The 25508-nt window shown below is 69.7% G+C and carries 20 protein-coding genes and 2 pseudogenes; 15 read left to right on the top strand and 7 right to left on the bottom strand.

From position 1 onward, the window contains the following. The first annotated feature begins 22 nt into the window (after positions 1-22). The 3 genes from ACFWGD_RS08925 to ACFWGD_RS08935 are packed head-to-tail and all read left to right on the top strand — an operon-like array spanning position 23 to position 2705. Positions 23-163, top strand: coding sequence for a hypothetical protein (locus ACFWGD_RS08925; protein ID WP_377778304.1), 141 nt, complete (start codon positions 23-25; stop codon positions 161-163). Continuing rightward, positions 160-1566, top strand: a complete 1407-nt coding sequence (locus tag ACFWGD_RS08930) for a hemolysin family protein (RefSeq protein WP_377778305.1) — start codon at positions 160-162, stop codon at positions 1564-1566. The genes ACFWGD_RS08925 and ACFWGD_RS08930 overlap by 4 nt, the downstream gene beginning before the upstream one ends. Continuing rightward, complete coding sequence (locus tag ACFWGD_RS08935; RefSeq protein ID WP_377778306.1) at positions 1563-2705, top strand: hemolysin family protein; 1143 nt, start codon at positions 1563-1565, stop codon at positions 2703-2705. Before ACFWGD_RS08930 ends, ACFWGD_RS08935 begins: the two co-directional genes overlap by 4 nt. Positions 2706-2813: 108 nt before the next feature. On the opposite strand, the gene ACFWGD_RS08940 is transcribed toward ACFWGD_RS08935, so the two are convergent. The 4 genes from ACFWGD_RS08940 to ACFWGD_RS08955 form a co-directional block, all read right to left on the bottom strand. Next, positions 2814-4295 carry a sodium/glutamate symporter gene (locus ACFWGD_RS08940; RefSeq protein WP_377778307.1) on the bottom strand — a complete coding sequence of 494 codons (1482 nt, stop codon included), beginning with the start codon at positions 4293-4295 and terminating at the stop codon, positions 2814-2816. 233 nt (positions 4296-4528) lie between these two features. After that, positions 4529-5026, bottom strand: coding sequence for a thiol peroxidase (gene tpx / locus ACFWGD_RS08945; protein WP_377778308.1), 498 nt, complete (start codon positions 5024-5026; stop codon positions 4529-4531). 51 nt (positions 5027-5077) lie between these two features. Next, positions 5078-5389: an AzlD domain-containing protein gene (locus ACFWGD_RS08950; RefSeq protein WP_377778309.1), complete on the bottom strand. Its 312-nt coding sequence runs from the start codon at positions 5387-5389 to the stop codon at positions 5078-5080. Further along, on the bottom strand, positions 5386-6318 hold the full coding sequence (locus ACFWGD_RS08955; RefSeq protein WP_377778310.1) for an AzlC family ABC transporter permease: 933 nt from the start codon (positions 6316-6318) through the stop codon (positions 5386-5388). Before ACFWGD_RS08955 ends, ACFWGD_RS08950 begins: the two co-directional genes overlap by 4 nt. A gap of 123 nt (positions 6319-6441) precedes the next feature. Between ACFWGD_RS08955 and ACFWGD_RS08960 the strand changes: the two genes are divergently transcribed. Then, positions 6442-6726 (top strand): Lrp/AsnC family transcriptional regulator, encoded by a 285-nt coding sequence (locus ACFWGD_RS08960; protein ID WP_377778311.1) that lies wholly within the window; start codon positions 6442-6444, stop codon positions 6724-6726. 60 nt (positions 6727-6786) lie between these two features. Further along, positions 6787-7119, top strand: coding sequence for a putative quinol monooxygenase (locus ACFWGD_RS08965; RefSeq protein WP_377778312.1), 333 nt, complete (start codon positions 6787-6789; stop codon positions 7117-7119). Between the two features lie 519 nt (positions 7120-7638). Here the strand turns inward: ACFWGD_RS08965 and ACFWGD_RS08970 are convergent. After that, positions 7639-9429 (bottom strand): FAD-binding dehydrogenase, encoded by a 1791-nt coding sequence (locus ACFWGD_RS08970; RefSeq protein ID WP_377778313.1) that lies wholly within the window; start codon positions 9427-9429, stop codon positions 7639-7641. 225 nt (positions 9430-9654) lie between these two features. Between ACFWGD_RS08970 and ACFWGD_RS08975 the strand changes: the two genes are divergently transcribed. Next, positions 9655-11085: an MFS transporter gene (locus ACFWGD_RS08975; RefSeq protein WP_377778314.1), complete on the top strand. Its 1431-nt coding sequence runs from the start codon at positions 9655-9657 to the stop codon at positions 11083-11085. On the opposite strand, the gene ACFWGD_RS08980 is transcribed toward ACFWGD_RS08975, so the two are convergent. Further along, a complete protein-coding gene (locus ACFWGD_RS08980; protein WP_377778315.1) occupies positions 11082-12443 on the bottom strand; it encodes a class I SAM-dependent methyltransferase in 1362 nt (453 codons plus the stop codon). The two genes, ACFWGD_RS08975 and ACFWGD_RS08980, sit on opposite strands and share 4 nt — an antisense overlap. Before the next feature lie 106 nt (positions 12444-12549). Here ACFWGD_RS08980 and ACFWGD_RS08985 point away from each other — a divergent pair, with 106 nt between their 5' ends. The 5 genes and pseudogenes from ACFWGD_RS08985 (at position 12550) to pflA (ending at position 19428) form a co-directional block, all read left to right on the top strand. Continuing rightward, positions 12550-13965 carry an NAD(P)/FAD-dependent oxidoreductase gene (locus ACFWGD_RS08985; protein WP_377778317.1) on the top strand — a complete coding sequence of 472 codons (1416 nt, stop codon included), beginning with the start codon at positions 12550-12552 and terminating at the stop codon, positions 13963-13965. Between the two features lie 25 nt (positions 13966-13990). Then, positions 13991-15763 carry an ABC transporter ATP-binding protein gene (locus ACFWGD_RS08990; RefSeq protein ID WP_377778318.1) on the top strand — a complete coding sequence of 591 codons (1773 nt, stop codon included), beginning with the start codon at positions 13991-13993 and terminating at the stop codon, positions 15761-15763. A 373-nt stretch (positions 15764-16136) separates the two neighbouring features. Further along, positions 16137-18200, top strand: a complete 2064-nt coding sequence (locus ACFWGD_RS08995; RefSeq protein ID WP_377778365.1) for a pyruvate formate lyase family protein — start codon at positions 16137-16139, stop codon at positions 18198-18200. Positions 18201-18219: 19 nt separating this feature from the next. Beyond that, positions 18220-18480 (top strand): annotated as a pseudogene (gene grcA2 / locus ACFWGD_RS09000) (autonomous glycyl radical cofactor GrcA2); the annotation flags it as partial. 6 nt (positions 18481-18486) lie between these two features. Next, positions 18487-19428, top strand: a complete 942-nt coding sequence (pflA, locus tag ACFWGD_RS09005) for a pyruvate formate-lyase-activating protein (RefSeq protein ID WP_377778319.1) — start codon at positions 18487-18489, stop codon at positions 19426-19428. A 9-nt stretch (positions 19429-19437) separates the two neighbouring features. Here the strand turns inward: pflA and ACFWGD_RS09010 are convergent, their stop codons facing one another. Beyond that, positions 19438-19950 (bottom strand): PaaI family thioesterase, encoded by a 513-nt coding sequence (locus tag ACFWGD_RS09010; RefSeq protein ID WP_377778320.1) that lies wholly within the window; start codon positions 19948-19950, stop codon positions 19438-19440. Between the two features lie 131 nt (positions 19951-20081). On the opposite strand from ACFWGD_RS09010, the gene gndA reads away from it, so the two are divergent. The 4 genes and pseudogenes from gndA to ACFWGD_RS09030 form a co-directional block, all read left to right on the top strand. Then, a complete protein-coding gene (gene gndA, locus ACFWGD_RS09015; RefSeq protein ID WP_377778321.1) occupies positions 20082-21524 on the top strand; it encodes an NADP-dependent phosphogluconate dehydrogenase in 1443 nt (480 codons plus the stop codon). 53 nt (positions 21525-21577) lie between these two features. Next, on the top strand, positions 21578-22933 hold the full coding sequence (locus ACFWGD_RS09020) for a DEAD/DEAH box helicase (RefSeq protein WP_377778322.1): 1356 nt from the start codon (positions 21578-21580) through the stop codon (positions 22931-22933). Positions 22934-22986: 53 nt separating this feature from the next. Next, on the top strand, positions 22987-24372 hold the full coding sequence (locus ACFWGD_RS09025) for a hemolysin family protein (protein WP_377778323.1): 1386 nt from the start codon (positions 22987-22989) through the stop codon (positions 24370-24372). Then, a pseudogene (locus tag ACFWGD_RS09030) lies at positions 24369-25418 on the top strand (hemolysin family protein); the annotation flags it as partial. The gene ACFWGD_RS09025 and the pseudogene ACFWGD_RS09030, both read left to right, overlap by 4 nt. Between the last annotated feature and the right edge of the window lie 90 nt (positions 25419-25508).

Below are 25508 nucleotides of genomic sequence, written 5' to 3' on the forward strand. Positions count from 1 at the left end.
TGCAAACCTATAAAATCGGCCCATGCCATTCGAGCATCCCGAAACCCAGGTGGCCCCCGCGGAGTCCAACGACGACTCCGCCGCGGCCGAGCCCTCCCGAAGTCCCGATTCCGTCCCCGCGACGGAATCCCCGATCGGCGCCGCAGGGGGTGAGCGCCGATGATCTGGTCAGCACTGACCCTCCTGGTCGTCCTGCTGCTGCTCATCCTGGGCAACGCGCTGTTCGTGGCCGTCGAGTTCTCCTACCTCACCGTCAACCGCAATGACCTGCGGCGGCGGATCAAGAGCGGCGACAAGACGGCCGCGATCGTGGACAAGGCCCTGACCCGAACCTCGACGAACCTGTCCGGCGCGCAGCTGGGCATCACCGTCACCAGCCTCGTCGCCGGCTTCCTCACCGGCCCGTCCGTCGGCGTGCTCCTGCGCGAAGGCCTGGGCCTGACCGGCCTCGGCGACGGCGTGGTCACGGCGATCTCGACGACCGGCGCCTTCATCCTGGTGACGTTCACGCAGATGGTGTTCGGCGAACTCGTGCCCAAGAACTGGGCCATCGCCCAGCCGATGCGCGTCGCCGACCTGGTCGTGCGCCCGCAGAACGTGTTCATGTTCCTGTTCGGCTGGCTGGTGTGGATCCTCAACGGCTCCGCCAACCGCGTGCTGAAGTGGCTCGGGTTCACCCCCGAGGAGGAGCTCGCCTCCGCCCGCACCGCCGAGGAGCTCCTGGCCGTGGTGTCGCGCTCCGGCGACGAAGGCACCCTCGTCGGATCGACGGCCGAGCTGGTCGCCCGCTCCATCGAGTTCGGCGACCGCACCGCCGCCGACGTCATGACGCCGCGCCCCCGCGTGCGCTTCATCGAAGAGGAGACGGTGGCCGAGGCACTCGACGCCGTGGCCGAAACCGGCCACGCCCGCTTCCCCGTCTTCACCGACAACGTCGACGACATCACCGGCGTCATCCACTACAACCGGCTGCTGACCGTCCCCTACGGCGAGCGTGCCACCACCCCGGCGGCCGGCCTGGCCGAACCGGTCCACGTGGTGTCGGAGTCGATGACCCTCGATCCCCTCATGCGCGAATTGCGCGAGACGCCGACCCAGTTCGCGGTCGTCGTCGATGAATATGGCGGCACCGCGGGCATCGTCACCCTCGAGGACCTCGTGGAGGAGATCGTCGGCGAAATCGACGACGAGCAGGACGAGGAGTCCCGCGACCACCACCGCGTCGACGACTCGACCGTCCTCGTCTCCGGCCTGATGCGCCCCGACGAGCTCGGCGACCTGCTCGACCTCGACGTGCCGGAGGGCGAGGAGTCCGACACCATCGGCGGCCTGATCACCGAAAAGCTCGACCGCATGCCGCACGTCGGCGACGTCGTGCACCTCAAGGCCCTCGACCACGTCCACCGCGACGACGATGACCTGCCCACCGAAGCCGACGTCGAGCTGCGGGTGCAGAAGATGGCCCGCCGCCGCATCGGCCGCGTCCGCGTGAGCGTGGCCATGGCGCAGGAGGCCGTCGCCGCCGCCGAAGCCCGCGCCGACGAACGAAAGGATGACGACCGATGAGCACCTCCATGGCAATCGCCATCCTCGTGGCCATGCTGGCCCTCAACGCCTTCTTCGTCGCCGCGGAATTCGCCATGGTCTCGGCCCGCCGCGACCAGGTCGAGCCGATGGCCCTGGCCGGCAGGCCCGGCGCCAAGTACGCCCTGCGCGGCATCGAGGACGTCTCCGTCCAGCTCGCCGCCACGCAGCTGGGCATCACCGCGTGTTCGCTGATCATCGGCTCGGTCGGCGAGCCGGCCATCGCGCACCTGATGGAGGGACCGTTCCGCGAGTGGGGCGTGCCCGAGGGCCTGGTCCACCCGATCGCCCTGGTCATCGCGCTGCTGATCGTGACGTTCCTGCACATGGTCCTCGGCGAGATGGTGCCCAAGAACATCGCCATCGCCAAGCCGCCGGCCACCGCGTCCATCATCGCGCTGCCCCTGCATGTGTTCGTGCTGGTCATGCGCCCCTTCATCGCGCTGATGAACACCACCGCCAACTTCTTGGTCCGCAAGATGTTCAAGGCCACGCCGAAGGACGAGGTCGACTCGGCCTTCACCTCCGCACAGGTCCAGGACTTCGTCGCGGAGTCCGGGCGGCAGGGCTTGCTTGACGACGACGAGATCTCCCTCCTCCAGGGCGCCCTCACCTTCGAGCGGCTCACCGCATCCGACGTGATGCTCTCCCCCGACACGCTGGTCACGGTGTCGCGCGAGGTCACCCCGGCGGAGCTGGAGGCGCTGTGCGCCGACACGGGCTTCTCCCGCTACCCGGTGCTGGACGGCGGCGCGTGCGTGGGCTACGTCCACGTCAAGGACGCCATTCGCCTGCCCGCCGAGGTCCGTGACGAGCCGATGCCCGAGATGCTCATCCGCGAGCCCTCGCGCATCCGCTCCGACGAGAAGCTGCAGGTGGTCATGCGCGCCATGCAGCGCGACCAGACGCACTTCGCGCTGGTCGAGCAGGCCGAGGTCCTCGGCCCGGTCGAGCCGGGCAAGGCCGGTGCAGCCGGTGCAGCCGGCGGTACCAACAAGGCGGCCGGCACGTCGGCCGGGGCCACCATCGCCGGGGACGACCACTCCTACGCCGGCATCATCGCCTTCGAGGACGTCCTCGAGGAGCTGGTCGGCGAGGTCCGCGAGGCCACGGCCAAGTAGGCCGGGCGGCGGCCCCTCCACCGGCACGGAAAAACCGGCCCGCACATCGGATGATGTGCGGGCCGGTTCGTCGTCAAGCAACCCCCTGCCGAAGCGGGAGCTGCCCGGCTACACGGGGTCGGGAGCGCCGTCGGACGACTCTTCCTTCTGCTTGAGCAGCTGGTCCACGTGCGGGTCGCCCTTCTTCTTGCCCCAGTACAGCAGGCCCCAGGCCAGGGACGCCACGAACAGCACCGACATCGCCGCGAGCAGCGGATACGGGCCGAACTGGAAGATGATCGGCACCGACAGCGCCGTGATCAGGCCACCTCCGAAGAACGGCTCGAACACCAGCTGCTTGTAGCCGAAGGCCTCGAACGCCGGGGACTTGCCCTCCGGGTCGACGATGCGCATGAGGATCAGGCCAGTGGCCGTCACGCCCATCGACTGGCCGAAGTCGCCGATGCCACGCTCCAACCAGAACGACGGGATCGTGCGCGGGACCATCCACAGCAGCAGGAACACGTTGATCACGATGCCCGCCACGCACAGCAGCAGGAACGGAACCATGTTGTCCGCGATGGCCTGCAGCGAAATCGTCGCCAGGGCCGCCACGATGAGCAGGTCCAGCGCCAGACCCTGGATGCGCAGCATGATGCCCGAGTCGATGAGGTGGCCGTAGCCGATCTTGTTCAGGCCCAGCTGCAGGATGATGCCGCCGATCATGGCCAGCGGGAACAGCGGCACGTACGCCAGCAGCTCCACGGTGTCGGCCCACAGCATCTGCTCGATCCACTGGATGCCCTCCAGCAGGATCACGCCGATGAGGATGGCGATGGCCACGAACGCGACGTGCAGCGACAGCGGCTCGATCGACGACGGGCGCGACGTCAGGTTGCCTGCCGTGTACTGCTCGTCCTTGCGGAACAGGCCGCGCTGCTCCGCGATGGAGCGGTCCTTGACCTCGGTGACGACCTCGGTGCGGCCCGTGCGGATGGCCCAGTTGATCACGCCGACGCCGATGACGATGCCGCCGACCAGGCCGACGGTGGCCACCGCGATGGCCAGGTCGGCGCCCTCGGACCAGCCGAGGTCCTCGAACACGGGGATCATGCCGGCGGCGGTGCCGTGGCCGCCCTCGAAGCCGATTTCGATCAGCGCGCCGGCCATGGGCGTCATGCCGAACAGCGGCACCAGCACGGCGACCGCCAGCAGCAGGCCGACGACGTACTGGCCCGATGCGAACGCCACGCCGACGGCCAGCTGCGGCCCGGCAAGGTTGTACACGGACTTCGGCCCGGGCAGCTTCTGACCCAGGAACAGCGTGGCGAAGACCACCGAAATCAACAGGCCCGGCAGCGTCGACCACACGTCGAGCACCTGCTCGCCGAAGACGCCGCCCTTGTCCATGAATGCGCCGACGTCGCCGCCGATGGCACCGCCGAGCCGGCCCAGGACTTCGGGGCCTAGCAGCAGGGCGAGGAAACCGCCCATGATCGATGCGGGCAGGAACAGCTTCTGCGTCACCTTGATCCGGATTCGCATCACCTTGCCGATGAACAGCATCATCGCCAGCAGCAGCAGGGCGAATCCAACCATGTTCGCGGACATCCGCACCTCCTTTCGTCATGCGCCCCCGGGTCGCGGGCGACGCTGGTTCGTATTCTCCGTCACAGGTGACCTTAACCAGTCTCGGTTTCCATTAAGTAACGCCACGGCGGTTTCATCGCCGAATCTCAACCGATTGCTTTGCGACGGCCCGCCCACACCCCCTGCATCGGGCACGCGAAAACCCGCCCACCACGGTAAACGCGGTGGACGGGCTGCGGTGGAGCGGGAGGGGCCTACTTCAGGGCGGCCAGCGCCGAGTCGTAGTCCGGCTCCTCGGTGATCTCGTCGACGAGCTGGGTGTAGACGACCGTGCCGTCGGAATCGAGGACGACGACCGCGCGCGCCAGCAGACCCTCCAGCGGGCCGTCCTGCTGGACCACGCCGTAGGCCTCGCCGAAACCGTGGCGGAAATCGGAGGCGGCCGAGACGTTCTCGATGCCCTCCGCGCCGCAGAAACGGTCGAGAGCGAACGGAAGGTCGCGGGAGACGTTGACCACGACGGTCTCGCCGAGGTCGGCGGCGAGCTCGTTGAAGCGGCGCACGGAGGCGGCGCAGACGCCGGTGTCGACCGACGGGAAGATGTTGAGCACGAGGCGCTTGCCGACCAGGTCAGCGGAGTTGACGTCCGCGAGGTCGGTGCCCACGAGGGTGAAGGCGGGGGCCTTCTCGCCATCGGCGGGCAGGTTGCCGGACAGGTGGACGGGGTTTCCCTTGAACGCAGTGTTAGCCATGTCACCGTTTGTACCCGCGAATGCCGGATCATGCAGGCGCGCGCCCGGGGATCAGGCGATCGCGGAGGCCATCTCGACGATCCACACGGTCGCCGCCGCCCCGATGGCCACGGGCATCAGCGACATCCCCCGCCACGCCAGCACTACCGCCGCGGCGAGGCCCGCCGCCCCCGACCACCAGAATTCGGTGGCGTGGATGACCGCGGGCAGCGTCATCGCCGTGAGCACCGCATACGGCGTGAACTCGAGGAACGTGCGCAGCCGCCGATTGTGCAGCTCACCGCGCACGAGCAGCAGCGGCACCGCCCGGAGGGCGTAGGTCACCGCGAACATGACGGCCACCGCCAACCACGGCGCGATCATCGCCGCACCTCCGCGTCGCGGGTCTCGTCGCGGGTCTCGTCGCGGGTCGCGTCGCGGGTTTTGTCGCGCTGGTGTCCCCCGGGGTGCCCGTGGGTAGGGGCGGACGAGGGGCCGTCGTCACGCGAGATGCCCTGCGGGAACAGCCACGCCCCCGCGGCCGAGGCGATCACCGTGGCGACGATGATCCGCCAGCCCGCCTGCATGCCCGCCGTCGCCGGAACGTAGTAGATCAGCGCGCTGACCACGGCCGCGATGCCCGCCACGATGGCGATGGGGCGCGAACGCTTCAGCGCCGGGACGACGGTCGCGGTGAACATGGCGTAGAGCAGCACGCCCATCGGGCCCGCGGCAGAGGCCGGCAGCACCTCGCCCGCGACCGCGCCGGCGACGGTGCCGGACGTCCAGCCGACGATCGGCAACGCCATGAGGCCCGCCGCGTACCGCGCGCGGACGACCCGGTGGCCGAGCTCGACGGCGAAGATCTCGTCGGTGACGCCGTAGGCCACCACCAGGCGGCCGAGCGTCGACGTGGACGGGTCGAGGCGCTGCGACAACGACATGCTCATGAGCAGATACCGCAGGTTGACCAGCAGCGTCGTCAGCGCCAGCTCCAGAACCGTGCCGCCGGCGACCACCGCGACGCCCGCGAACTGGCCGGACGACGACAGGTTGGTCGCGGACATGACGGCCAGGCCGAGCGTCGGGAAGCCGATGGCCGCCGCCGCGAGCCCCAGGGCGATGGACACGGTGAAATATCCGAGGGCGATGGGGATGCCGTGGCGCAGGCCCGTCGCAAAGCCCGGTGCTGTGTCCGGGACTGCAGCCGTCGCGATGCCCGGTGCACTGTCCGGAACCGGGGCCGTCTCGATGCCCGGCGCACTATCCCGAATCGAGGCCGAGTCGCGGCCGTCCCCGTCCACCTTTTTCACGCCGGTCAGCATAGCCACCCGCGTATCATCGGCGGGGACGGGGCCGGGCGGCGGCACACGGAATCGACGCACATCCGGCCCCACACGCAACCACGCACGACGAACCATGCACGAGGAGCACACATGTCGCTGACCACCGCCATCGTCCACATCGACGTCGAGGCCGACCGGATCCCCGAGGCGGCGGAGGCCATCGTCAACATCGACGGCGTCACCGAGGTGTACTCCATCACCGGCGACTGGGACCTCATCGCGATGGTCCGCGTGGCCGACCACGAGAAGCTCGCCGCGATCATCCCCGGCGGCATCTCGAAGGTCGACGGCGTCATCCGCACCGAAACCCAGCTCGCGTTCCGCGCCTACTCCCGCCACGACCTCGAGGCGGCGTTCTCGCTCGGCCTGGACTGATGCTGGTCTGGACTGCCGCCGGTCGGCACCACTCCCCCTGGCCCCACCAAGGAGACTCCCATGACCTTCGCCAACGTCGGACTGCTGGGCGCGAAGCCCGGAAAGCGCGATGAGCTCATCGCCATCTTGACCAGGCCCAATCCCGACCTCGCCGACACCGGCTGTCTCTCCTATGAGGTCGGCGCCGCCGATGACGCCCCCGATACCGTGTTCGTCTCGGAACTGTGGGTGTCGGCGGAGGCGCACCAGGCATCGCTGCAGCTGGAATCCGTGCGCTCCGCCATCGCCGAGGCCATGCCGCTGCTGTCCGGGACCATGTCCGGCCATCAGTTCCACGTCAGCGGATCCCCGCTGCGCGGCGCCGGCGACACGGATACGCCCAGCGCCCCGTAGCGCGATTGGGTCTACTCGGGGGCCCACATCTTCAATTGCGCCCCGATCTGGCTCGTGAAGCCCGGTCAGATCGGGGCATTGTTGAATATGTCGCCGTCGTTCACCGCCGACGCCACACCCCGACTTCACCCGAGATCCCGCCGCCACACCCCGACTTCACCCGAAATCCCGCTGCCGAACCCCGACTTCGCCCAAGATCCCGCTGCCGAACCCCGACTTCACTGGACTGCCCCGCCAGATACGCACGTTCCGGCCAGAAACCTACGTTTGAACGTGAGTATCTGGCCGAAACGTAGGTATCTGCGGGGATCACAGCGCTCAGCTCCCGCCTCCACCCCAAATAGACGTCGGGTGGGCAGAAAGATGTTGCTGACCAGCTCTTTCTGCCCACTCGGCGTCTTTCTGGAAGCGGCCGCGGGGCTGCGGTGCCGCGCGGCCATCCCTCCGGTGTCCAGCGGCCCGCCCACTGCCACGCGGCCACGGGCCACGGACTATCCCACCGACTCGGCCCTCGGCGGTCTATCCCAGCGGCTCGGCGACGCCGGCCATGCCGCGGCCGGCGCGCAAACCGCTGAAGATGCAGCCGCCGAGGAACGTGCCCTCCAGCGCGTTGTTGCCGTGCATGCCGCCACCGCCGAATCCGGAAGCTTCGCCGGCGGCGAACAGCCCCTCGATCGCCTCGCCGTCGGGGCGCAGCACGCGGCCGTCGAGGTCGGTCTCGATGCCGCCGAGCGTCTTGCGCGTGAGCATCCGCAGGCGCACGGCGATCAGCGGGCCCTCGCCCGGATCAAGGATCGGCTTCGGCGGCACGGACCGCACGATTTTGTCGCCGAGGAACTTCCGCGCCACGTGCACGTAATTGACCTGGTAGTCCTTCGAGAACGCATTGGCCGTCTGCCGGTCGCGCGCCTCGATCTGCTGGCGCAGGTGCTCGACGTCGAGGACCGGCACGTCACCGGACCCGGGCTCGGGGGCGGACGGTGCGGGCGCCGGGTCGTCGTCAAGCGAAAAAGCTTGATCGGCGCCCTCCCCGACCTCCGCCTCCGGAACGCCCGCCACGCGGTTCATGCCCGCGACGAGCTCCTCGAGAGTGTCGGCGATGACCCAATCCTCGCCGTTGTCCATGAACTTGCGCACCGGCTCGGGGATGCCCAAGGTGACCTTGCCCACGAGCTTCTTCACCTCCTTGTCCGTCAGGTCCGGATTCTGCTCCGACCCGGAGAACAGGAACTCCTTGGCCACGATCGACCCGTTGAGCACGAACCACGAATAGCCGTGGCCGGTGGACAGGATGTGCTTCATCGTCGCCACGGTGTCCGCGCCCGGGATCAGCGGCGCCGGCAGGCGATTGCCCTCCGCGTCGAACCACAGCGACGACGGGCCGGGGATGATGCGGATGCCGTGATCGGGCCAGATCGGATCCCAATTGGCCATGCCCTCGGTGTAGTGCCACATGCGGTCGCGGTTGATCAGGTGGGCGCCGGCCTCCCCCGCGATGTCGATGCCGCGGCCGTCGACGTGGGCGGGCACGCCGACCACCATGTCGTCGGGCATCGCGCCGAGGCGGTCCTCGGGCCAGCAGCGGCGCACCGCCTCGAGGTTGCCGCCGACGCCGCCGGTCGAGATGAGCACGGCGCCGCCGCGAATCTCGAAGGTCTCGCCGGCCTCCTCCCGCGGGGAGGCGACGCCGCGCTCGAGGTCGTCGCACGGCACGAGGATGCGGCCGCGCACGCCCACGGCCCGACCGTCCTCCATGATGATCTCGTCGACGCGGTGGCGGTGGTGGAACTCCACGCGGCCCTCGTTGGCGGCGGCCCTGAGCGGCTCGGCGAAGACGCGGACGATCTCCGGGCCGGTGCCCCAGGTCAGGTGGAAGCGCGGCACGGAGTTGCCGTGGCCGTCGGCGGACCCGTCGCCTCGCTCGGCCCAGCCCACGACCGGCACGAACTTCACGCCGAGATTGCGCAGGTAGCTGCGCTTCTCGCCGGCGGCGAAGTCGAGGTAGGCCTCGGCCCACTTCCCCGGCCAGTGGTCCTCGGCACGGTCGAAGCCGGCGGAGCCGAACCAATCGGACTTGGCCAGCTCGCGGGAATCCTTCACCTTCAGGCGCCGCTGCTCCGGCGAGTCGATGAGGAAAATGCCGCCCAGCGACCAGAACGCCTGGCCGCCGATGTTGGCCTCGTTCTCCTGGTCGACGATGATGACCTTCCGGCCGGTGCGCTGCGCCTCGTACGCCGCGACGAGGCCGGCCAGGCCCGCGCCGACGACGATGAGCGGTTGCTGCGTGCTTTTCTCCGCGGTGGTGTCCATGTGCCGAGGTTATCCCGGTTTCCCGGGCACGGTCCGCTTTACGACGAAACTTGTTCGCCGCGCTTGTCTCCCCCATCTTCGCCGCACTACTGTTACCGGGTCGGCGAACCCGAGCAATCCGGCCGCACCGCATACGGCACACCCCGCCGCACCGGAGCCGCCGCGACGTCGCGCACGCAGATCCCACACGGATCGGCCGCGCCCACATATCTAGGACAACCGCACATGAACCACGGCGACCACGCCGCCGACGCCCCCGTCACCACGACCGCCACCGGAGCAGCTGCAGCCACTGGAGCTTCCGCAGCCTCCGACACCCACGCGGTCGCGGGCGTCACCGATCCGAAGCAGAAGCGCCGGATCATCTTCTCCTCCCTCGTCGGCACGACGATCGAGTTCTACGATTTCTACATCTACGCCACCGCCGCGGTGGCGGTGTTCCCCTTCCTCTTCTTCCCCGCCGCCGAAGATCCGACGATCGGCCTGCTCAGCTCGTTCGCGACGTTCGGCCTGGCTTTCGTGGCGCGCCCGCTGGGCTCGCTGCTGTTCGGCCACTTCGGCGACGTCATCGGCCGCAAGGCGACGCTGGTCGCCTCGCTGCTGACGATGGGCATCGCCACCTTCCTCATCGGCCTGCTGCCGACGTACGCGCAGGCGGGCATCGTCGCCCCGGCGCTGCTGGCCGTCATGCGCTTCTGCCAGGGCCTGGGCCTGGGCGGCGAGTGGTCCGGCGCCGCGCTGCTGGCCACCGAGACCGCCGAAGAGGGCAAGCGCGGCTGGGCCGCGATGTGGCCCCAGCTCGGCGCCCCGCTGGGCTTCCTGTTCGCCAATGGCCTGTTCCTGATCATCGTCACGGTGCTCGGCCACACCAACGGCGATACGCAGGGCCCGTTCATGGAGTGGGGCTGGCGCCTGCCGTTCCTGCTCAGCGCCGTCATGGTGATCCTGGGCCTGTGGATGCGCCTGAAGCTCGAGGAGACCCCGGTGTTCCAGCACGCGGTCGCCCGCGGCCAGAAGGTGCAGTCGCCGGCGAAGGAGGCGTTCCGCACGTCGTGGCGCCCGATGATCCTGGGCACCGCGATCATGATCTCGTGCTACACGCTGTTCTACCTGGTCACCACGTGGGTGCTGTCCTACGGCATCGGCCGCCGCGATCTGGGCCTGGGCCTGGGCATCCCCTACACGGAGTTCCTGGCCCTGCAGCTGATCTCGATCTTCGCGTTCATCGTCGCGGTGCCGCTGTCCGGCAAGCTCGGCGACGCCTTCGGCCGCCGCCGCCTGCTCACCGTCGTGTCGGTCGGCCTGATCATCTTCGGCCTGACCTTCAGCCTGTTCCTCGACCCGGCGACGGCGACGAAGAACTCGGTGCTGGTGTTCCTGACCATCGGCATGTTCCTCATGGGCCTGGTCTTCGGCCCGATGTCGGCGGTCCTGCCGGAGCTGTTCCCCACCAACGTGCGCTACACGGGGTCGGGCATCTCCTACAACGTGTCGTCGATCCTCGGTGCGGCCGTTGCGCCGTTCATAGCCACGGCCCTGGTCGCGGCCTTCGGCGTCTCCGCCGTGGGCATCTACCTGACGCTGGCGTCGGTGCTGTCGCTGGTGGCCATCCTGATCATGCGGGAGACCCGTCACATCGACCTGACCAGCCTCTAGCGCCGCTTGCGGGGCCTGCCCATCAGCTCGATCTGCGCCAGGTCGGTGCGGCCGGACGCGACCAGCGCCTGCTGCACCGCCAGGTGGAGGTCCCACAGCCTGCGGTAGACGCGGTCGTAGCCGAGCCCGGCTGCCTCGCGCGAGTGGACTGCGAACAGTTCCCGCCACAGTGCCAGCGTGCGCTCGTGGTGGCCGGGCAGGTGCGTCTCGGAGACGATCCGCAGCCCGGTGTCCCGGTCGACGATGCGCCGCAGCTCGTCCATGGACGGGTAATGCAGCGCCGGCCAGACGTAGGACCGCACGAGGTCCAGGGCGGAGCCGGCGGCGTCGTCGAAACGCTCCGTGGCCACGCACATCTGCACGACGATGGTGCCGCGGTCGGCCAGGACGCGTTCGGCGCCGCGCAGCCACCGGCGGATGCCGTCGGGGCCGAAGGTCTCCAACCGCTCGACGTTGAAGATCGCCTCGTAGTCCCCGTCGAAGTCCCGCGGCGACGGGATCACCCGGTCGGCCCGCAGGATGCGGACGGGGCCGGACAGCCCCGCGTCGTCGGCACGCTTTCCGACGACCTCGGCGTGATCGTCCGAAATGGCCAGCACGTCGGCCGAGGCGCCGCGATCGGCGGCGCGCAACGCCAGCTCACCGCCCGACGAGGGCCACTCGAGCACGCGATCCCCGGCACGGACGCGCGCCAAATCGAGCATGCGCTCCACCCGCCGCGCCTGCGCCTCCGGCAAATCGGCGCGGATGACGCCCTCCGGATCGGCCACGCGCGTGACGTCGACGCTCCACGTGCCCGGCACGCCGCCGCGGCCCGCGCCCGACGCCTGATTGGGGAACTCCTCCAGCGACGTCGTCCGGGCGCCCGACGCGAACAGCGCCGAACCACCAGTCAGCGACGGGCCCGCGAACAGCTCGATCAGCGACGCCGGCAGCTCCCCGCCCGGGCCCGTCGCGCGCGGCGTGGGCCGGCCACCGGAGAGCTTGCGCAGGCCCCTGCCGACGCGGCCCTCCGCACCGACGTCCAGGCCGGCGTCGAAAAGCGCCGCAAGGGTCCGGGGCAACGTGTCCGACTCCCACTCGCCCGCCAAATACGACTCGCCGAAACCGACCCAATCGGCCTCCGCGATGCGGCGGAACATGGCCTCCGGATCGCGGATGCCGATCGTCGCCGACCCCGGGCCGTCGATCTCCACCCCGAAGCGGTTGCAGGCGCGCCCGAAGGACTTCCGCGCCAGGTCGGCGCGCTTGGACAGCAGCGGGCCATCCGGCACCCGGGCAACCCCGGGCCAGCGCTCGGGGTCGACGGAGAAACGCTCGACGGGCATCGCTGCGTTCCTCCCCTCGTTTTCGGCCATGCGGGCCAGGCTACCGGTGGACGCCGCCAAATAGGCGGCGGCGCACCGCAACCACTATCATGGCCCGGTACCCCCAACCGATGTACGAATTTCGAGGAGTTTTTTCATGACCGAGACGCCCTACCGTCCTCGTACGGGACGACCGCACGTCGTCATCGTCGGTTCGGGTTTCGGTGGCCTCTTCGCCGCCCGGAAGCTCAAGGACGAAAACGTCGACGTCACCCTCATCGACCGTACGAACCACCACCTGTTCCAGCCGCTGCTGTACCAGGTGGCCACCGGCATCCTGTCGTCCGGCGAGATCGCGCCGCCGACGCGCCAGATCTTCGACGGCGACCAGAACATCCGCGTGGTCAAGGGCGAGGTCACCGACATCGACGTCGACGCGCAGACCGTGACCTCGAAGCTGGGCGACCGCGTCCAGGCGTGGGACTACGACTACCTGCTCGTCGCTGCCGGCGCGGGCCAGGGCTACTTCGGCAACGATCACTTCGCCAAGTACGCCCCGGGCATGAAGACCATCGACGATGCCCTGGAGATCCGGTCGCGCATCATCGCGTCCTTCGAGCACGCCGAGCTGGCCAACGACCCCGCCGAGCGCGAGCGCCTGCTCACCTTCGTCGTCGTCGGCGCCGGCCCGACCGGCGTGGAGCTGGCCGGCCAGCTCGCCGAGCTGTCCAACCGCACGCTCAAGTCGTCCTACCGCAGCTACAACCCGCACGCCGCGCGAGTCATCCTGCTCGACGGCGCACCGCAGGTGCTGCCGCCGTTCGGCAAGCGCCTGGGCCGCAACGCCCAGAAGCAGCTGGAGAAGCTCGGCGTGAGCGTCAAGCTCAACGCCATGGTCACCGACGTCAACGAGCACGGCGTGACGTACAAGAACGCCGAGGACGGCTCCGTGGAGACCATCCCGTCCTACTGCAAGATCTGGTCCGCCGGCGTGTCCGCGTCCCCGCTGGGCAAGATGATCGCCGACCAGTGCGGCATCGAGGTCGACCGCGCCGGCCGCGTGCCGGTCAACCCGGACCTGTCCGTCGGCGAGCACAAGAACGTCTTCGTCGTCGGCGACATGATGGCCCTCGACGGCCTGCCGGGCGTCGCGCAGGTGGCCATCCAGGGCGGCGAGTACGCCGCCGGCCTGATCACCTCCGAGACCGAGGGCGGCACCGTCGACGAGCAGCCCGAGCGTGCGCCGTTCGAGTACTTCGACAAGGGCTCCATGGCCACCGTCTCCCGCTTCGCCGCCGTGGTGAAGATGGGCAAGGTCGAGGTCACCGGCTTCCTGGGCTGGGTCCTGTGGCTGGCCGTGCACCTGATGTTCCTGGTCGGTTTCCGCAACCGCCTGGTCTCCGTGATCAGCTGGGGCCTCAACGTGCTCACCCGCGACCGCTACCAGCTGGTGTCCACCCGCCAGCAGATGTACGCGCGCACCGCCATCGACCGCCTCATCGAGCTGACCGGCGACGACACCGGCATCCGCGACAAGAAGGGCATCAGCGAGATCGAGCGCGGCGACAAGTAGCGCCCGATATGTACGATAGGCGTCCATGAGCGACTCCATTGGCACTCCCCGCCTCACGTTGAGGCGGGGTTTCGCCATTCTCCGTGACCATGTGCGCGAGTCCCGCGCCGCGCTCGTCGCGGTGGTCGTGCTGTCGATTGTCGGCGCCGTGGCATCGCTGGTCCAGCCGCTGCTGGTCAATGGCGTCATCGAGGCCGTCGGCGCCGGCTCCGCCCTGGGTCCGTTCATCGCCGGGCTCATCGGCGTGGTGCTGCTGTCCTCGGTGGTCGGGGCGGTGCAGCAGTACCTGCTCGGCCGCACGGCGGAGACGATGGTGCGATCGCTGCGCCACGCCCTGCTCGACCGCCTGCTGCGTCTGCCGGTCGCCGCCTACGGCCGCCACCGCACCGGCGACCTGGTCTCGCGCGTCGGCGCGGACACCGACTCGGTGCGCTCGGCGCTGACCGGCGGGATCATCGACGCCCTCGGCGGGGTGCTGGTCATCGTCGGTTCGGCGGCGGCCATGATCTGGCTGGATCCGCTGCTCTTCGCCGTCGCCCTGGGCGTGCTGGCCGCGGCGGTGGTCACCGTCGTCGGGGCGTCGGGGAAGATCCAGGAGCTGTCGCGCCGCGTGCGCGAGTCGACCGGCGCCATGTCCTCCGGAGTGGAGCGCGCGCTGTCGGCCATCGTCACGGTTCGCGCGGCCGGGGCGACGGACGCGGAGGCCACGGCGTTGAAGGCCGATGCCGACCGCGCGTGGCGGGCCTCGCTGCGCTCGGTGCGGCTGGAGGCGATCCTGTGGCCGATGAGCGGCCTGGCCGTCCAGGTCGCCTTCCTGGTCGTGCTCGGCCTCGGCGGCGCGCGCGTCGCGGCCGGCGAACTGTCGGTGGCTAACCTCGTGGCCTTCCTCATGTTCCTGTTCATGCTGATGATGCCCATCGGCCAGCTCTTCGGCGCCATCACGTCCGTGGCCGAGGCCCTCGGTGCCCTGGCCCGCATCGAGGAGGTCATGGGCGAAGCCACCGAGGACGCGGCCGACTCCCCCGCCGCCGGCGCCCGCCCCGACCTGTCCGGGTCCGCGCCCGCCGTCGAGTTCGACGGCGTCGAGTTCGCCCATGACGACGACTCCGCCTCAGCCGGGCCAGTGCTCGATGGCGTGACCTTCGCCGCCGACGCAGGCCGCACCACCGCGCTGGTGGGCCCGTCGGGAGCCGGCAAGTCGACGGTCCTCGCGCTCATCGAGCGCCTCCACGATCCCGACCGCGGCGTCGTCCGCGTCGGCGGCGCCGATGTCCGCGACCTCGATCGCACCGAGCTGCGCCGCCACATCGCCTACGTCGAGCAGTCGGTGCCCGCCCTCGCCGGCACCATCCGCTCGAATCTGACGCTGGGCCTCGCCGACGTTTCCGATGATGCCTGCCGCGACGCGCTGGCCTCGGTCAATCTCCTCGAGCGCATCGGCTCCCACGCCGACGGCCTCGACGCGACGGTCGGCGATCGCGGCATCGGCCTGTCCGGCGGCGAGCGCCAGCGCCTGGCCATCGCCCGGGCGCTGCTGGCGGATCGGCCGATCCTGCTTCTCGACGAGCCGACGGCCTCCCTCGATTCCCGCAACGAGCGGGCGCTGCAGGCGGCGATCGACACGGCGTCGCGCCGGCGTTCCGTGATCATCGTGGCCCATCGTCTGGCCACCGTCGCCGGCGCGGACCGCATCGTCGTCCTCGACGACGGCCGGGTACGCGCCACCGGCACCCACGCGGAGCTGATGGAAGCCTCCGCCCTGTACCGGGATTTGGCGCGGGACCAGCTGCTGGCGTGAGCGATCGGGGCGGATCGTGGGCGCCGTCGGGCCAGCTGAAGGAAATCGCCGCGGCGGCCTCCGGAACCCACATGCCCGTTTTCCCCGAACGTGACCGATCAGGCATCCCCGCAACCTGCGTTCGGGCATGGACGGGCGTATGGTGAGTGACGTAGTGCGGATCAACGCCTCGAAGGCCAGTCGCCCCGGTCCCGCCCACCACGCGGGCCGGTTCGATCCGGCCGATCGCCTCTCACCTGGGGCGGATGTTGAGCGGGGCGATCTGCCCGTCAGAAGACATCCGACGAGAGGCGGCCCCGGACCGGGGCCCGGAAAGGTGGCACGGGTGACCATTGCCGCGCCCAACGCACGCACGCAGGACGATGGATCGGCGATCGATCCGTGGGAGGGTTTCACCGGCGACCGGTGGCGGGAGGCCATCGACGTCCGCGACTTCATCCAGAACAACTACGCGCCTTACGACGGTGACGCGTCGTTCCTGTCCGGCCCCACCGACAAGACGCTGCGGGTGTGGGATCACCTGGAGAAGAACTACCTGTCCGTGGAGCGCGAGAAGCGCGTCTTCGACGTCGACGTGACCACGCCCGCCGACGTCGACGCGTTCGCGCCGGGCCACATTTCGGACGATGACGACGTCATCGTCGGCCTGCAGACCGACGTTCCGCTCAAGCGCGCGATGATGCCCAACGGCGGCTGGCGCATGGTGGAGACCGCGATCAAGGAGGCCGGCAAGGAGGTCGACCCCTCGGTCAAGGAGATCTTCACGAAGTACCGCAAGACGCACAACGAGGCCGTCTTCGACATCTACACCTCGCGCATCCGCGCGGCGCGCAAGTCGCACATCATCACCGGCCTGCCCGACGCCTACGGCCGCGGCCGCATCATCGGCGACTACCGCCGCGTCGCGCTCTACGGCGTCGACCACCTCATCGCGGAGAAGGAGGCGGCGAAGACCTCCGTCGCCGCCCAGGGGTTCTCCGAGCACTGGGCGCGCTACCGCGAGGAGCACGCCGAGCAGATCAAGGCGCTGAAGAAGCTCAAGGCGATGGCGCAGTCCTACGGCTTCGACATCTCCGGGCCCGCCGCCACGGCCAAGGAAGCCGTGCAGTGGACGTACTTCGGCTACCTGGCGTCGGTGAAGTCGCAGGACGGCGCCGCGATGTCCATCGGCCGCCTGTCCGCGTTCTTCGACCCCTACTTCGAGCGCGACCTGGCCGCCGGCCGCATCGACGAGACCGATGCGCAGGAGATCATGGACGCGCTGGTGATCAAGCTGCGCATCGTCCGCTTCCTGCGCACCATCGACTACGACCAGATCTTCTCGGGCGATCCCTACTGGGCCACCTGGTCCGACGCCGGGTTCTCCGACGATGGCCGCCACATGGTGACCAAGACGGCGTTCCGCCTGCTCCAGACCCTGCGCAACCTCGGCCCGGCGCCGGAGCCGAACATCACCGTGTTCTGGGATCCCGCGCTGCCCGCCGGGTACAAGGAATTCTGCTCGGCCATCTCCATCGAAACCTCGTCCATCCAATACGAGTCCGACGCGCAGATCCGCGATCGTTGGGGCGATGACGCGGCGATCGCCTGCTGTGTTTCCCCCATGACCGTCGGCAAGCAGATGCAGTTCTTCGGCGCGCGCGTCAATGCCGCGAAGGCCCTGCTCTACGCGCTCAACGGCGGACGCGACGAAGTCACCGGCACTCAGGTGGTCGACGGCTACGAGCCGATCACCGGCGACGGGCCGCTGGACTTCGACGAGGTCTGGGAGAAGTACGAGGGCATGCTGGACTGGGTGATCGGCACCTACGTCGAGGCGCTCAACATCATCCACTGGTGCCACGACAAGTACGCCTACGAGTCCATCGAGATGGCGCTGCACGACTCCGACATCATCCGCTCCATGGGCTGCGGCATCGCGGGCCTGTCGATCGTGGCGGACTCGCTGGCGGCCATCAAGTACGCGAAGGTCACGCCCGTGCGGGATGACACCGGGCTGATCGTCGACTACGTCACCGAAGGCGACTTCCCCGTCTACGGCAACGACGACGATGCCGCCGACGACATCGCCGCGACGATCGTGCACACCGTCATGGCGAAGATCAAGGAGATCCCGCTCTACCGCGACGCGATCCCGACCCAGTCGGTGCTGACCATCACGTCCAACGTGGTCTACGGCCGCGCGACCGGCAATTTCCCGTCCGGCCACCGCGCCGGCACCCCCTTCGCCCCGGGCGCCAACCCCGAAAACGGCATGGACACCCACGGCATGGTCGCCTCCATGCTGTCGGTGGGCAAGCTCGACTACGAGGACGCGCTCGACGGCATTTCGCTGACCAACACCATCACCCCGTCGGGCCTGGGCCGCACGAAGGACGAGCAGGTCGGCAACCTGGTCGGCATCCTCGACGCCGGCTTCATCATCGACGAGCAGTAGCAGAACCAACCAGAAGGAGACCCACCCCATGTCCTCCAAGACCTTCGACGAGCGCCTCGCCGACATGAAGTCGCAGCGCACCGCCAACAACGCCGGCTCCGGGCTGTACCACGCCAACATCAACGTGCTGGACAAGTCCACGCTCGAGGACGCGATGGCCAACCCGGACAAGTACCCGAACTTGACGGTGCGCGTGTCGGGCTACGCGGTGAACTTCGTCAAGCTCACCTCCGAGCAGCAGCGCGACGTCCTGGAGCGCACCTTCCACGAAAGCGCGTAGGCGTACGTGGCGGACGGACTCAACCGCGAAGTCACCGTCGACCGCTCCGACGGACCGCGCGTGCGCGGCGCCGCCCGGGGCCTCGGCGGCGTGCCCGGCACCGGCGATCTGGCCGGTGATCTTGCCGGTGTGCCCACCGGAGACCATGCCGGCGACCTCGGCGTCGCGGACGTCGCCGAGCACAATCGCCGCGCCCTGTTCAGCGCCCGCCGCACCGGTGACATCGGCCTCGTCCATTCCTGGGAGCTGGTCACCTCCGTCGACGGCCCCGGCACCCGCATGACGCTGTTCATGTCGGGCTGCCCCCTGCGCTGCAAGTACTGCCACAACCCGGACACGATGGAGTTGCGGGAGGGCACGCTGGAGCGTGTCGAGGACGTGATCAAGCGCGTGAAGCGCTACCGCACGATCTTCCGAGCCTCCGGTGGCGGCCTGACCATCTCCGGCGGCGAGCCGCTGTTCCAGTTGGCGTTCACCAAGCGCGTGCTGGCGGCGGCGAAGGAGGCGGGAATCCACACGGCCGTCGACACGTCGGGCAACCTCGGCCATCGCCTGTCCGACGACGACCTCGACCTCGTCGACCTGTTCCTCCTCGACGTGAAGTCGGGGCTGGCCGACACCTACGAGAAGGTCACCAGCCAGAAGCTCCGGCCGACGCTGGAGTTCGGCGAGCGCCTGGTCGCCCACGGCAAGATGATGTGGGTCCGCTTCGTGCTGGTGCCCGGCCTCACCGACGATCCGGACAACGTCGCGGCGACGGCCGACATCGTCGCGCGCTGGGCGGATTGCGTCGAGCGCGTCGAGGTCCTGCCCTTCCACAACATGGGCGCGGACAAGTGGGCGAATCTGGGCATGACCTACGAGCTCGCCGACGTCCGGCCGCCCACGCCGGAGTCACTGGAGCAGGTCCGGGACGTGTTCAGGTCCAGGGGCTTGACGACGTTCTAGCGTCGCCCGTCACTCCCCCGGATTCTGTCCTCCGGGCAGCACCGCCAACCGCAGATTCGTGCGCGACAGCAGCTTGCCGTCGGACTCGCGGGTGTGCCGGATCTCCCACACCTGGGAGGTCCGGCCGAGGTGCACCGGGCTCGCCGTGGAGATGAGCACATCGCCGGCGACGGCGGAGCGGTAGAAGTCCGTCGAGTTGTTCACGCCCACGACGGGGCGGTCGGCGCCCGCCGCGATGAACCCCGCGATGGATCCGCAGGACTCGCCGACGGTCGAGTAGACCCCACCGTTGGCCACGCCCCACGGCTGGAGGTGCTGAGGGCCGATCTCAAGGCGCATGCTCATCAGCCGAGGGCCGACGGCCACGTAGCTGGTGCCCAGGTACGCGTCGAGGCCGGCGGCCTCGATGTCGCCGTCGGTCAGCTCGTTCAGCTCCGCGATCTCGTCGTCGGTGAGCACCCGCTCGCCGGCGGCCTTGAGCAGCCTGCCGTACACGCCGAACTTCTCGGGGGACATGGGCATGGTCGGTACCTCTTTCCTGCGCCGTGAATGTTGCTCCGAGGCTACCGGCGGCCAGCGCAATCCGGTGCAACTATCGGCAACATCCGCCCGGACCGCTTTGCCGCGGGGGCGTTGCGCTTAAACTGTCGGGCATGGACAACGAGAAGCAGCTTGCACAGATCGGCGTCGTCGGCCTGGCCGTCATGGGCTCCAACATCGCCCGCAACTTCGCCCGCAACGGCCACACCGTCGCGGTCTACAACCGAAGCCCCGAGAAGACCCGCGCCCTGATCGCCGACCACGGCGACGAAGGCGCCTTCGTGCCCTCGGAGACCATCAAGGATTTCGTCGCCTCGCTGGAGCGCCCGCGCCGCGCCCTGATCATGGTGCAGGCCGGCCCCGCCACCGACGCGGTGATCGACCAGCTCGCCGATGCGATGGAGGAAGGCGACATCATCATCGACGGCGGCAACTCGCTGTACACCGACACCATCCGCCGCGAGAAGGCCATCCGCGCCCGCGGCCTGCACTACGTCGGCGCCGGCATCTCCGGCGGCGAGGAGGGCGCCCTCAACGGCCCGTCGATCATGCCGGGCGGCCCCGCCGAGTCCTACGAGTCCCTTGGCCCGCTGCTCGAGTCCGTGTCGGCGCACGTCGACGGCGTGCCGTGCTGCACCCACATCTCCACCGATGGCGCGGGGCACTTCGTCAAGATGGTCCACAACGGCATCGAGTACGCCGACATGCAGGTCATCGGCGAGGCGTACCAGCTGCTGCGCGACGCCGCGGGCCTGACCCCGGCCGAAATCGCCGAGATCTTCCGCGAGTGGAACACCGGCGACCTGGACTCCTACCTGGTCGAGATCACCGCCGAGGTGCTCTCGCAGGTCGACGCCGAGACCGGCAAGCCGCTGGTCGACGTCATCGTCGACGCCGCCGGCCAGAAGGGCACCGGACGCTGGACCGTCAAGGCCGCCCTCGACCTGGGCATCCCGGTCACCGGCATCGGCGAGGCCGTCTTCGCCCGCGCCCTGTCGTCGTCGCTGGACCAGCGCGCCGCCGCCCGCGACCTGCCCTCCGGCGAGGTCACCGGCCGCCCCGAGGACCGCGACGAGTTCGTGGAGAAGGTCCGCCGCGCCCTCTACGCCTCGAAGATCGTGGCCTACTCGCAGGGCTTCGACGAGATCAACGCCGGCGCGGCCGAGTACGGCTGGGACATCGACCGCGGCGCGCTGGCCACCATCTGGCGCGGTGGCTGCATCATCCGCGCCCGCTTCCTCAACCGCATCAAGGAGGCGTACGACCGCGATCCGGAGCTGCCGGCGCTGCTGGTCGACCCGTACTTCCGCGATCAGGTCTCCGAGTGCCTCGACGCGTGGCGCGACGTGGTGGTCACCGCCACCCGCATGGGCCTGCCCGCCCCGGTGTTCTCGTCGTCGCTGGCGTACTACGACGCCCTGCGCGCCGAGCGCCTGCCGGCCGCCCTGATCCAGGGCCAGCGCGATTTCTTCGGCGCGCACACCTACCGCCGCACGGACAAGGACGGGTCGTTCCACACCCTGTGGTCCGGCGATCGTTCCGAGGTGGAGGCGTAATCTCCCCCTCCGGCACCGGCGCCGCGGCATCCGACTCCGCGGCGTCCAATCCCGTGGCGACCAATACCGCGGCGCCCGATTTCGCCTCGCTCGGCGTGTCCGACGCGATCGTCCGCACGCTGCGGTCGATGCGCGTCACCGAGCCGACGCCGATCCAGACCGCCGTCCTGCGCGATGCGCTGGCCGGCCGCGACATCATGGGCCGCGCGCCGACGGGTTCCGGCAAGACGCTGGCCTTCGGCATCCCCCTGGTCCAGGCGCTGACGGGTTCGGCGTCGAAGCCGGGCCGCCCGCGTGGCCTGGTCATCGCGCCGACGCGCGAGCTGGCCGACCAGATCGCCGACGTCCTCGCCGATCTCGGGGCCGCGGCGGGCCTGCGCGTGCGGGCCTTCGTCGGCGGCGAGAACATCAACCGCCAGAAGCTCACGCTCGTCGCGCCAGTCGACGTCGCGGTGGTCACCCCGGGCCGCGCGCACGATCTGCGGCGCCAGGGACTGCTGTCGCTTGACGACGTCTCGGCCGCCGTCATCGACGAGGCCGACGAGCTCGCGGCGATGGGCTTTTTGCCCGACGTCCTCGGCCTGGTCCGGGCCACTCCGGCGCAGGCCACCCGCATGTTGTTCTCGGCGACGCTCGACGAGACCGCCGAGAATCTCATGGCCGGCCGGGCCCCCGCCCGCCACGAGGTCTCCGAGGCCGTGGTGTCGGTGGACACGATGAAGCACCTGGTCTTCCGGGTGCCGGACAACGACGCCGCCGATGCGGTCACCGCGTGGATCGCCGCCCGCGACGGCCGCGTGGTGCTCTTCGGCAACACCAAGCACCGGGTGACCGGCATGGCCGGGTATCTGGCCGGCCAGGGCATCCGCGTCGAGGCGCTGCACGGCGACCGCGGGCAGACCGCCCGCCGCAAGGCGCTGGCCGACTTCGCCTCCGGCGAGGTGCCCGTGCTGGTGGCCACCGACGTCGCCGCCCGCGGCATCGACGTCGACTCCCTCGACCTGGTCGTCCACGTCGACCCGCCCCCGGAGGCGGCGACGTACGTGCACCGCTCGGGCCGCACCGCGCGCGCCGGGGCCACCGGCACCGTGGTCACCATCGTCCGCGACCGGCAGGCCGACGCCGTCGCCGACATGCTGCGCGCCGCCGGCGTCAACCCCGACGTCATGGACGTCTCTCCCGGTTCGGCGGCGCTGAAGAAGTGGACCGGCGCCCGCAAGCCCCCCGGCCCCGCACGTGCGGGGCGCGACGACGCCGCCTCCGGGGACGCCCGCCGCTCCGGTGGTGCGCGCGGCTCGGGGCGGGGCGCGGGCCGTCGTCAAGCGAAAGGCGGAAGCGGTGCGCCGCGGCGGGGAAAGCCCGCGGCGTCGCGCCCGCACCGGCCGAAGAAGAAGCGCGGCAAAAAGTAGCGCCGGGCCAGCGGGCCGCCGGGCCCGCCGCGGAGTAGGATCTGTCCCTAATCATGGACATATTCCTCAACATCGTCGCGGTGCTCGGCTTCATCGCGCTGACGGCGGGCACCGGCCTGTTCGTCGCCTTCGAATTCGCGGTGACCGGGCTGGAGCGCTCCGCGATCGACAATGACGTGGCCAAGCGCGGCGACGGCCCCGCGCAATCGGTGCGCAAGGCCCACAACCGCCTGTCCTTCCACCTGTCCGGCGCGCAGTTGGGCATCACGCTGACCACGCTGGCCACCGGCTTCCTGGCCGAGCCCGTGCTGGCGCGCTACTTCACCCCGATGCTGAAATGGGTCGGGCTTTCCGAGTCGGCGACCGGCCCGACGGCGCTGGTCCTGGCGCTGATCGTGGCCACCGGGCTGTCGATGATCTACGGCGAGCTGGTGCCCAAGAACGTCGCCATCACCGAGCCGCTCGGCGTCGCGCGCGTCACCGCCCGGCCCGTGATGTGGTTCAACTGGGTGTTCTACCTGTTCATCCAGTCCATGAACCTCACCGCCAACTGGATGGTGCGCAAACTGGGCATCGAACCCGCCGACGAGCTGGCGTCGGCCCGCTCCCCGCAGGAGCTGGGGGCGCTGGTGAAGAACTCCGCCCAGCACGGCGTCCTGGACAAGTCGAAGGCGCAGATGCTGCAGAGCTCGCTGAAGTTCGGCGAGACCACCGCCGAGGACCTGATGACGCCCCGGTCGACCATCGTGTCCCTCGACGCCGACGATACGGTCCAGGATCTGCTGGCCACCGCCCTGGAATCGGGGCGCTCGCGCTTCCCCGTCACCGACGGCGACCTCGACGCGACCATCGGCGTCGTCCACGTCAAGGACGCCTTCACCGTGCCCGCCGCCCGTCGCACGACCACGCCGGTGTCCGCGCTGGCCCGGCAGGTGCCGGTGCTGCCGCAGTCGCTCGACGGCGACGCGGTGCTCGAGGCCGTGCGCTCGGCCGGCTCGCAGATCGCGCTGGTCGCCGACGAATACGGCGGGACGGCGGGCATCGTCACCATCGAGGACGTCGTCGAGGAGATCCTCGGCGAGGTCTACGACGAATACGACGACGCCGAGGCCGAGCAGGAGGTCCGCCGCGTCACGGAGGGCTGGGACTGCTCCGGCCTGCTGCGCGTCGACGACCTGCCGCACAAGGTCGGCTACTACGCGCCCGACGGCGACCACGAGACGCTCGGCGGCGTGATCATGCTGGCGCTCGGCCGCATCCCGGCCGAGGGCGACGTCGTGCTGCTGCCGGAGACCGACCGCGACCTCATGGACGAGTTCGAGTCGGGCCTGCCCGGCCGCTGGTACGCCCGCATCCTCGCGATGGACGGCCGCCGCGTCGACCGGGCCCTGCTGATCCCCATCACCAATGAGCGCGCGAAGGAGATGTTCGACCGATGAGCGACTGGTTCGGCATTTCCCTCACCGTCCTGCTGCTGGCGTTCAACGCCTTTTTCGTCGGGGCGGAGTTCGCGCTCATCGCCGCGCGCCGCGATCGCCTGGAGGCGTTGATCGCCCAGGGCAAGAAGCGGGCGAAGACGGTGCTGGGCGCCACCGAGCACCTGTCCATGATGCTCGCCGCGGCGCAGTTGGGCATCACCATCTGCTCGCTGCTGCTGGGCAAGGTGTCCGAGCCGGCGATCGCGCACCTCCTGGAGGAGCCCTTCGCCGCCGTCGGCGTGCCGGAGTCGCTGCTGCACCCGATCAGTTTCGCCATCGCGCTGCTGTTCGTGTCCATCCTGCACATCCTGCTCGGCGAGATGGTGCCCAAGAACATCGCGCTGGCCGGCCCGGAGACCATGGCCATGTGGCTGACCCCGGCGCACCTGGCGTTTTACCGGTTGACCAAGCCGCTGCTGCTGTTCTTCAACTGGGTCGCGCGCCACACGCTGGCGTGGTTCGGCATCACGCAGAAGGACGAGCTCGATTCGACGGTCAACACCGACGAGCTGGCGACGATGATCGCGGAGTCGCGGCAAGAGGGTTTGCTTGACGACGAAGAGCACTCCCGCCTCAACCGCGCCCTGTCGTCGGAGAACCGGTCGATCCGCGAGGTGCTCATCATCCCGGCGAAGATCCGCACGGTGCCCGAGTCGCCGACGGTCGGTGACCTGGAGCGGGCCGTGACGGAGACGGGATTCTCCCGCTTCCCCGTCGCCGCGGCCGACGGCGGCTACCGCGGCTACGTCCACGTCAAGGACGTCCTCGACCGCATGCTGGACGCGGCGTCGGGCCCGGAGACGCCCATCCCCGACGAGGAGATCCGCGAGCTCGCCGCCGTCGACGCAGACGGGGCGCTCGACCGGACCATGCGCGAGATGCGCCGCCGGTCGGCGCACATGGCCATGGCCGTCGACGATGGCGTGGCCGTGGGCATCGTGGCGCTGGAGGACCTCATCGAGGAGCACATCGGCGTCGTCCGCGACTGGACGCACGAGACCAACGAGGCCATCGCCGGCCGGCCGGCGAAGTCCACCGCGCAGGGCACCGCGGCGAAGGCCGCGCAGGTCAAGACCGCCGCCGTGCGCGCCGCGGCG

It is taken from the genome of Corynebacterium sp. NPDC060344 (assembly GCF_042725215.1).
Taxonomy (GTDB): domain Bacteria; phylum Actinomycetota; class Actinomycetes; order Mycobacteriales; family Mycobacteriaceae; genus Corynebacterium.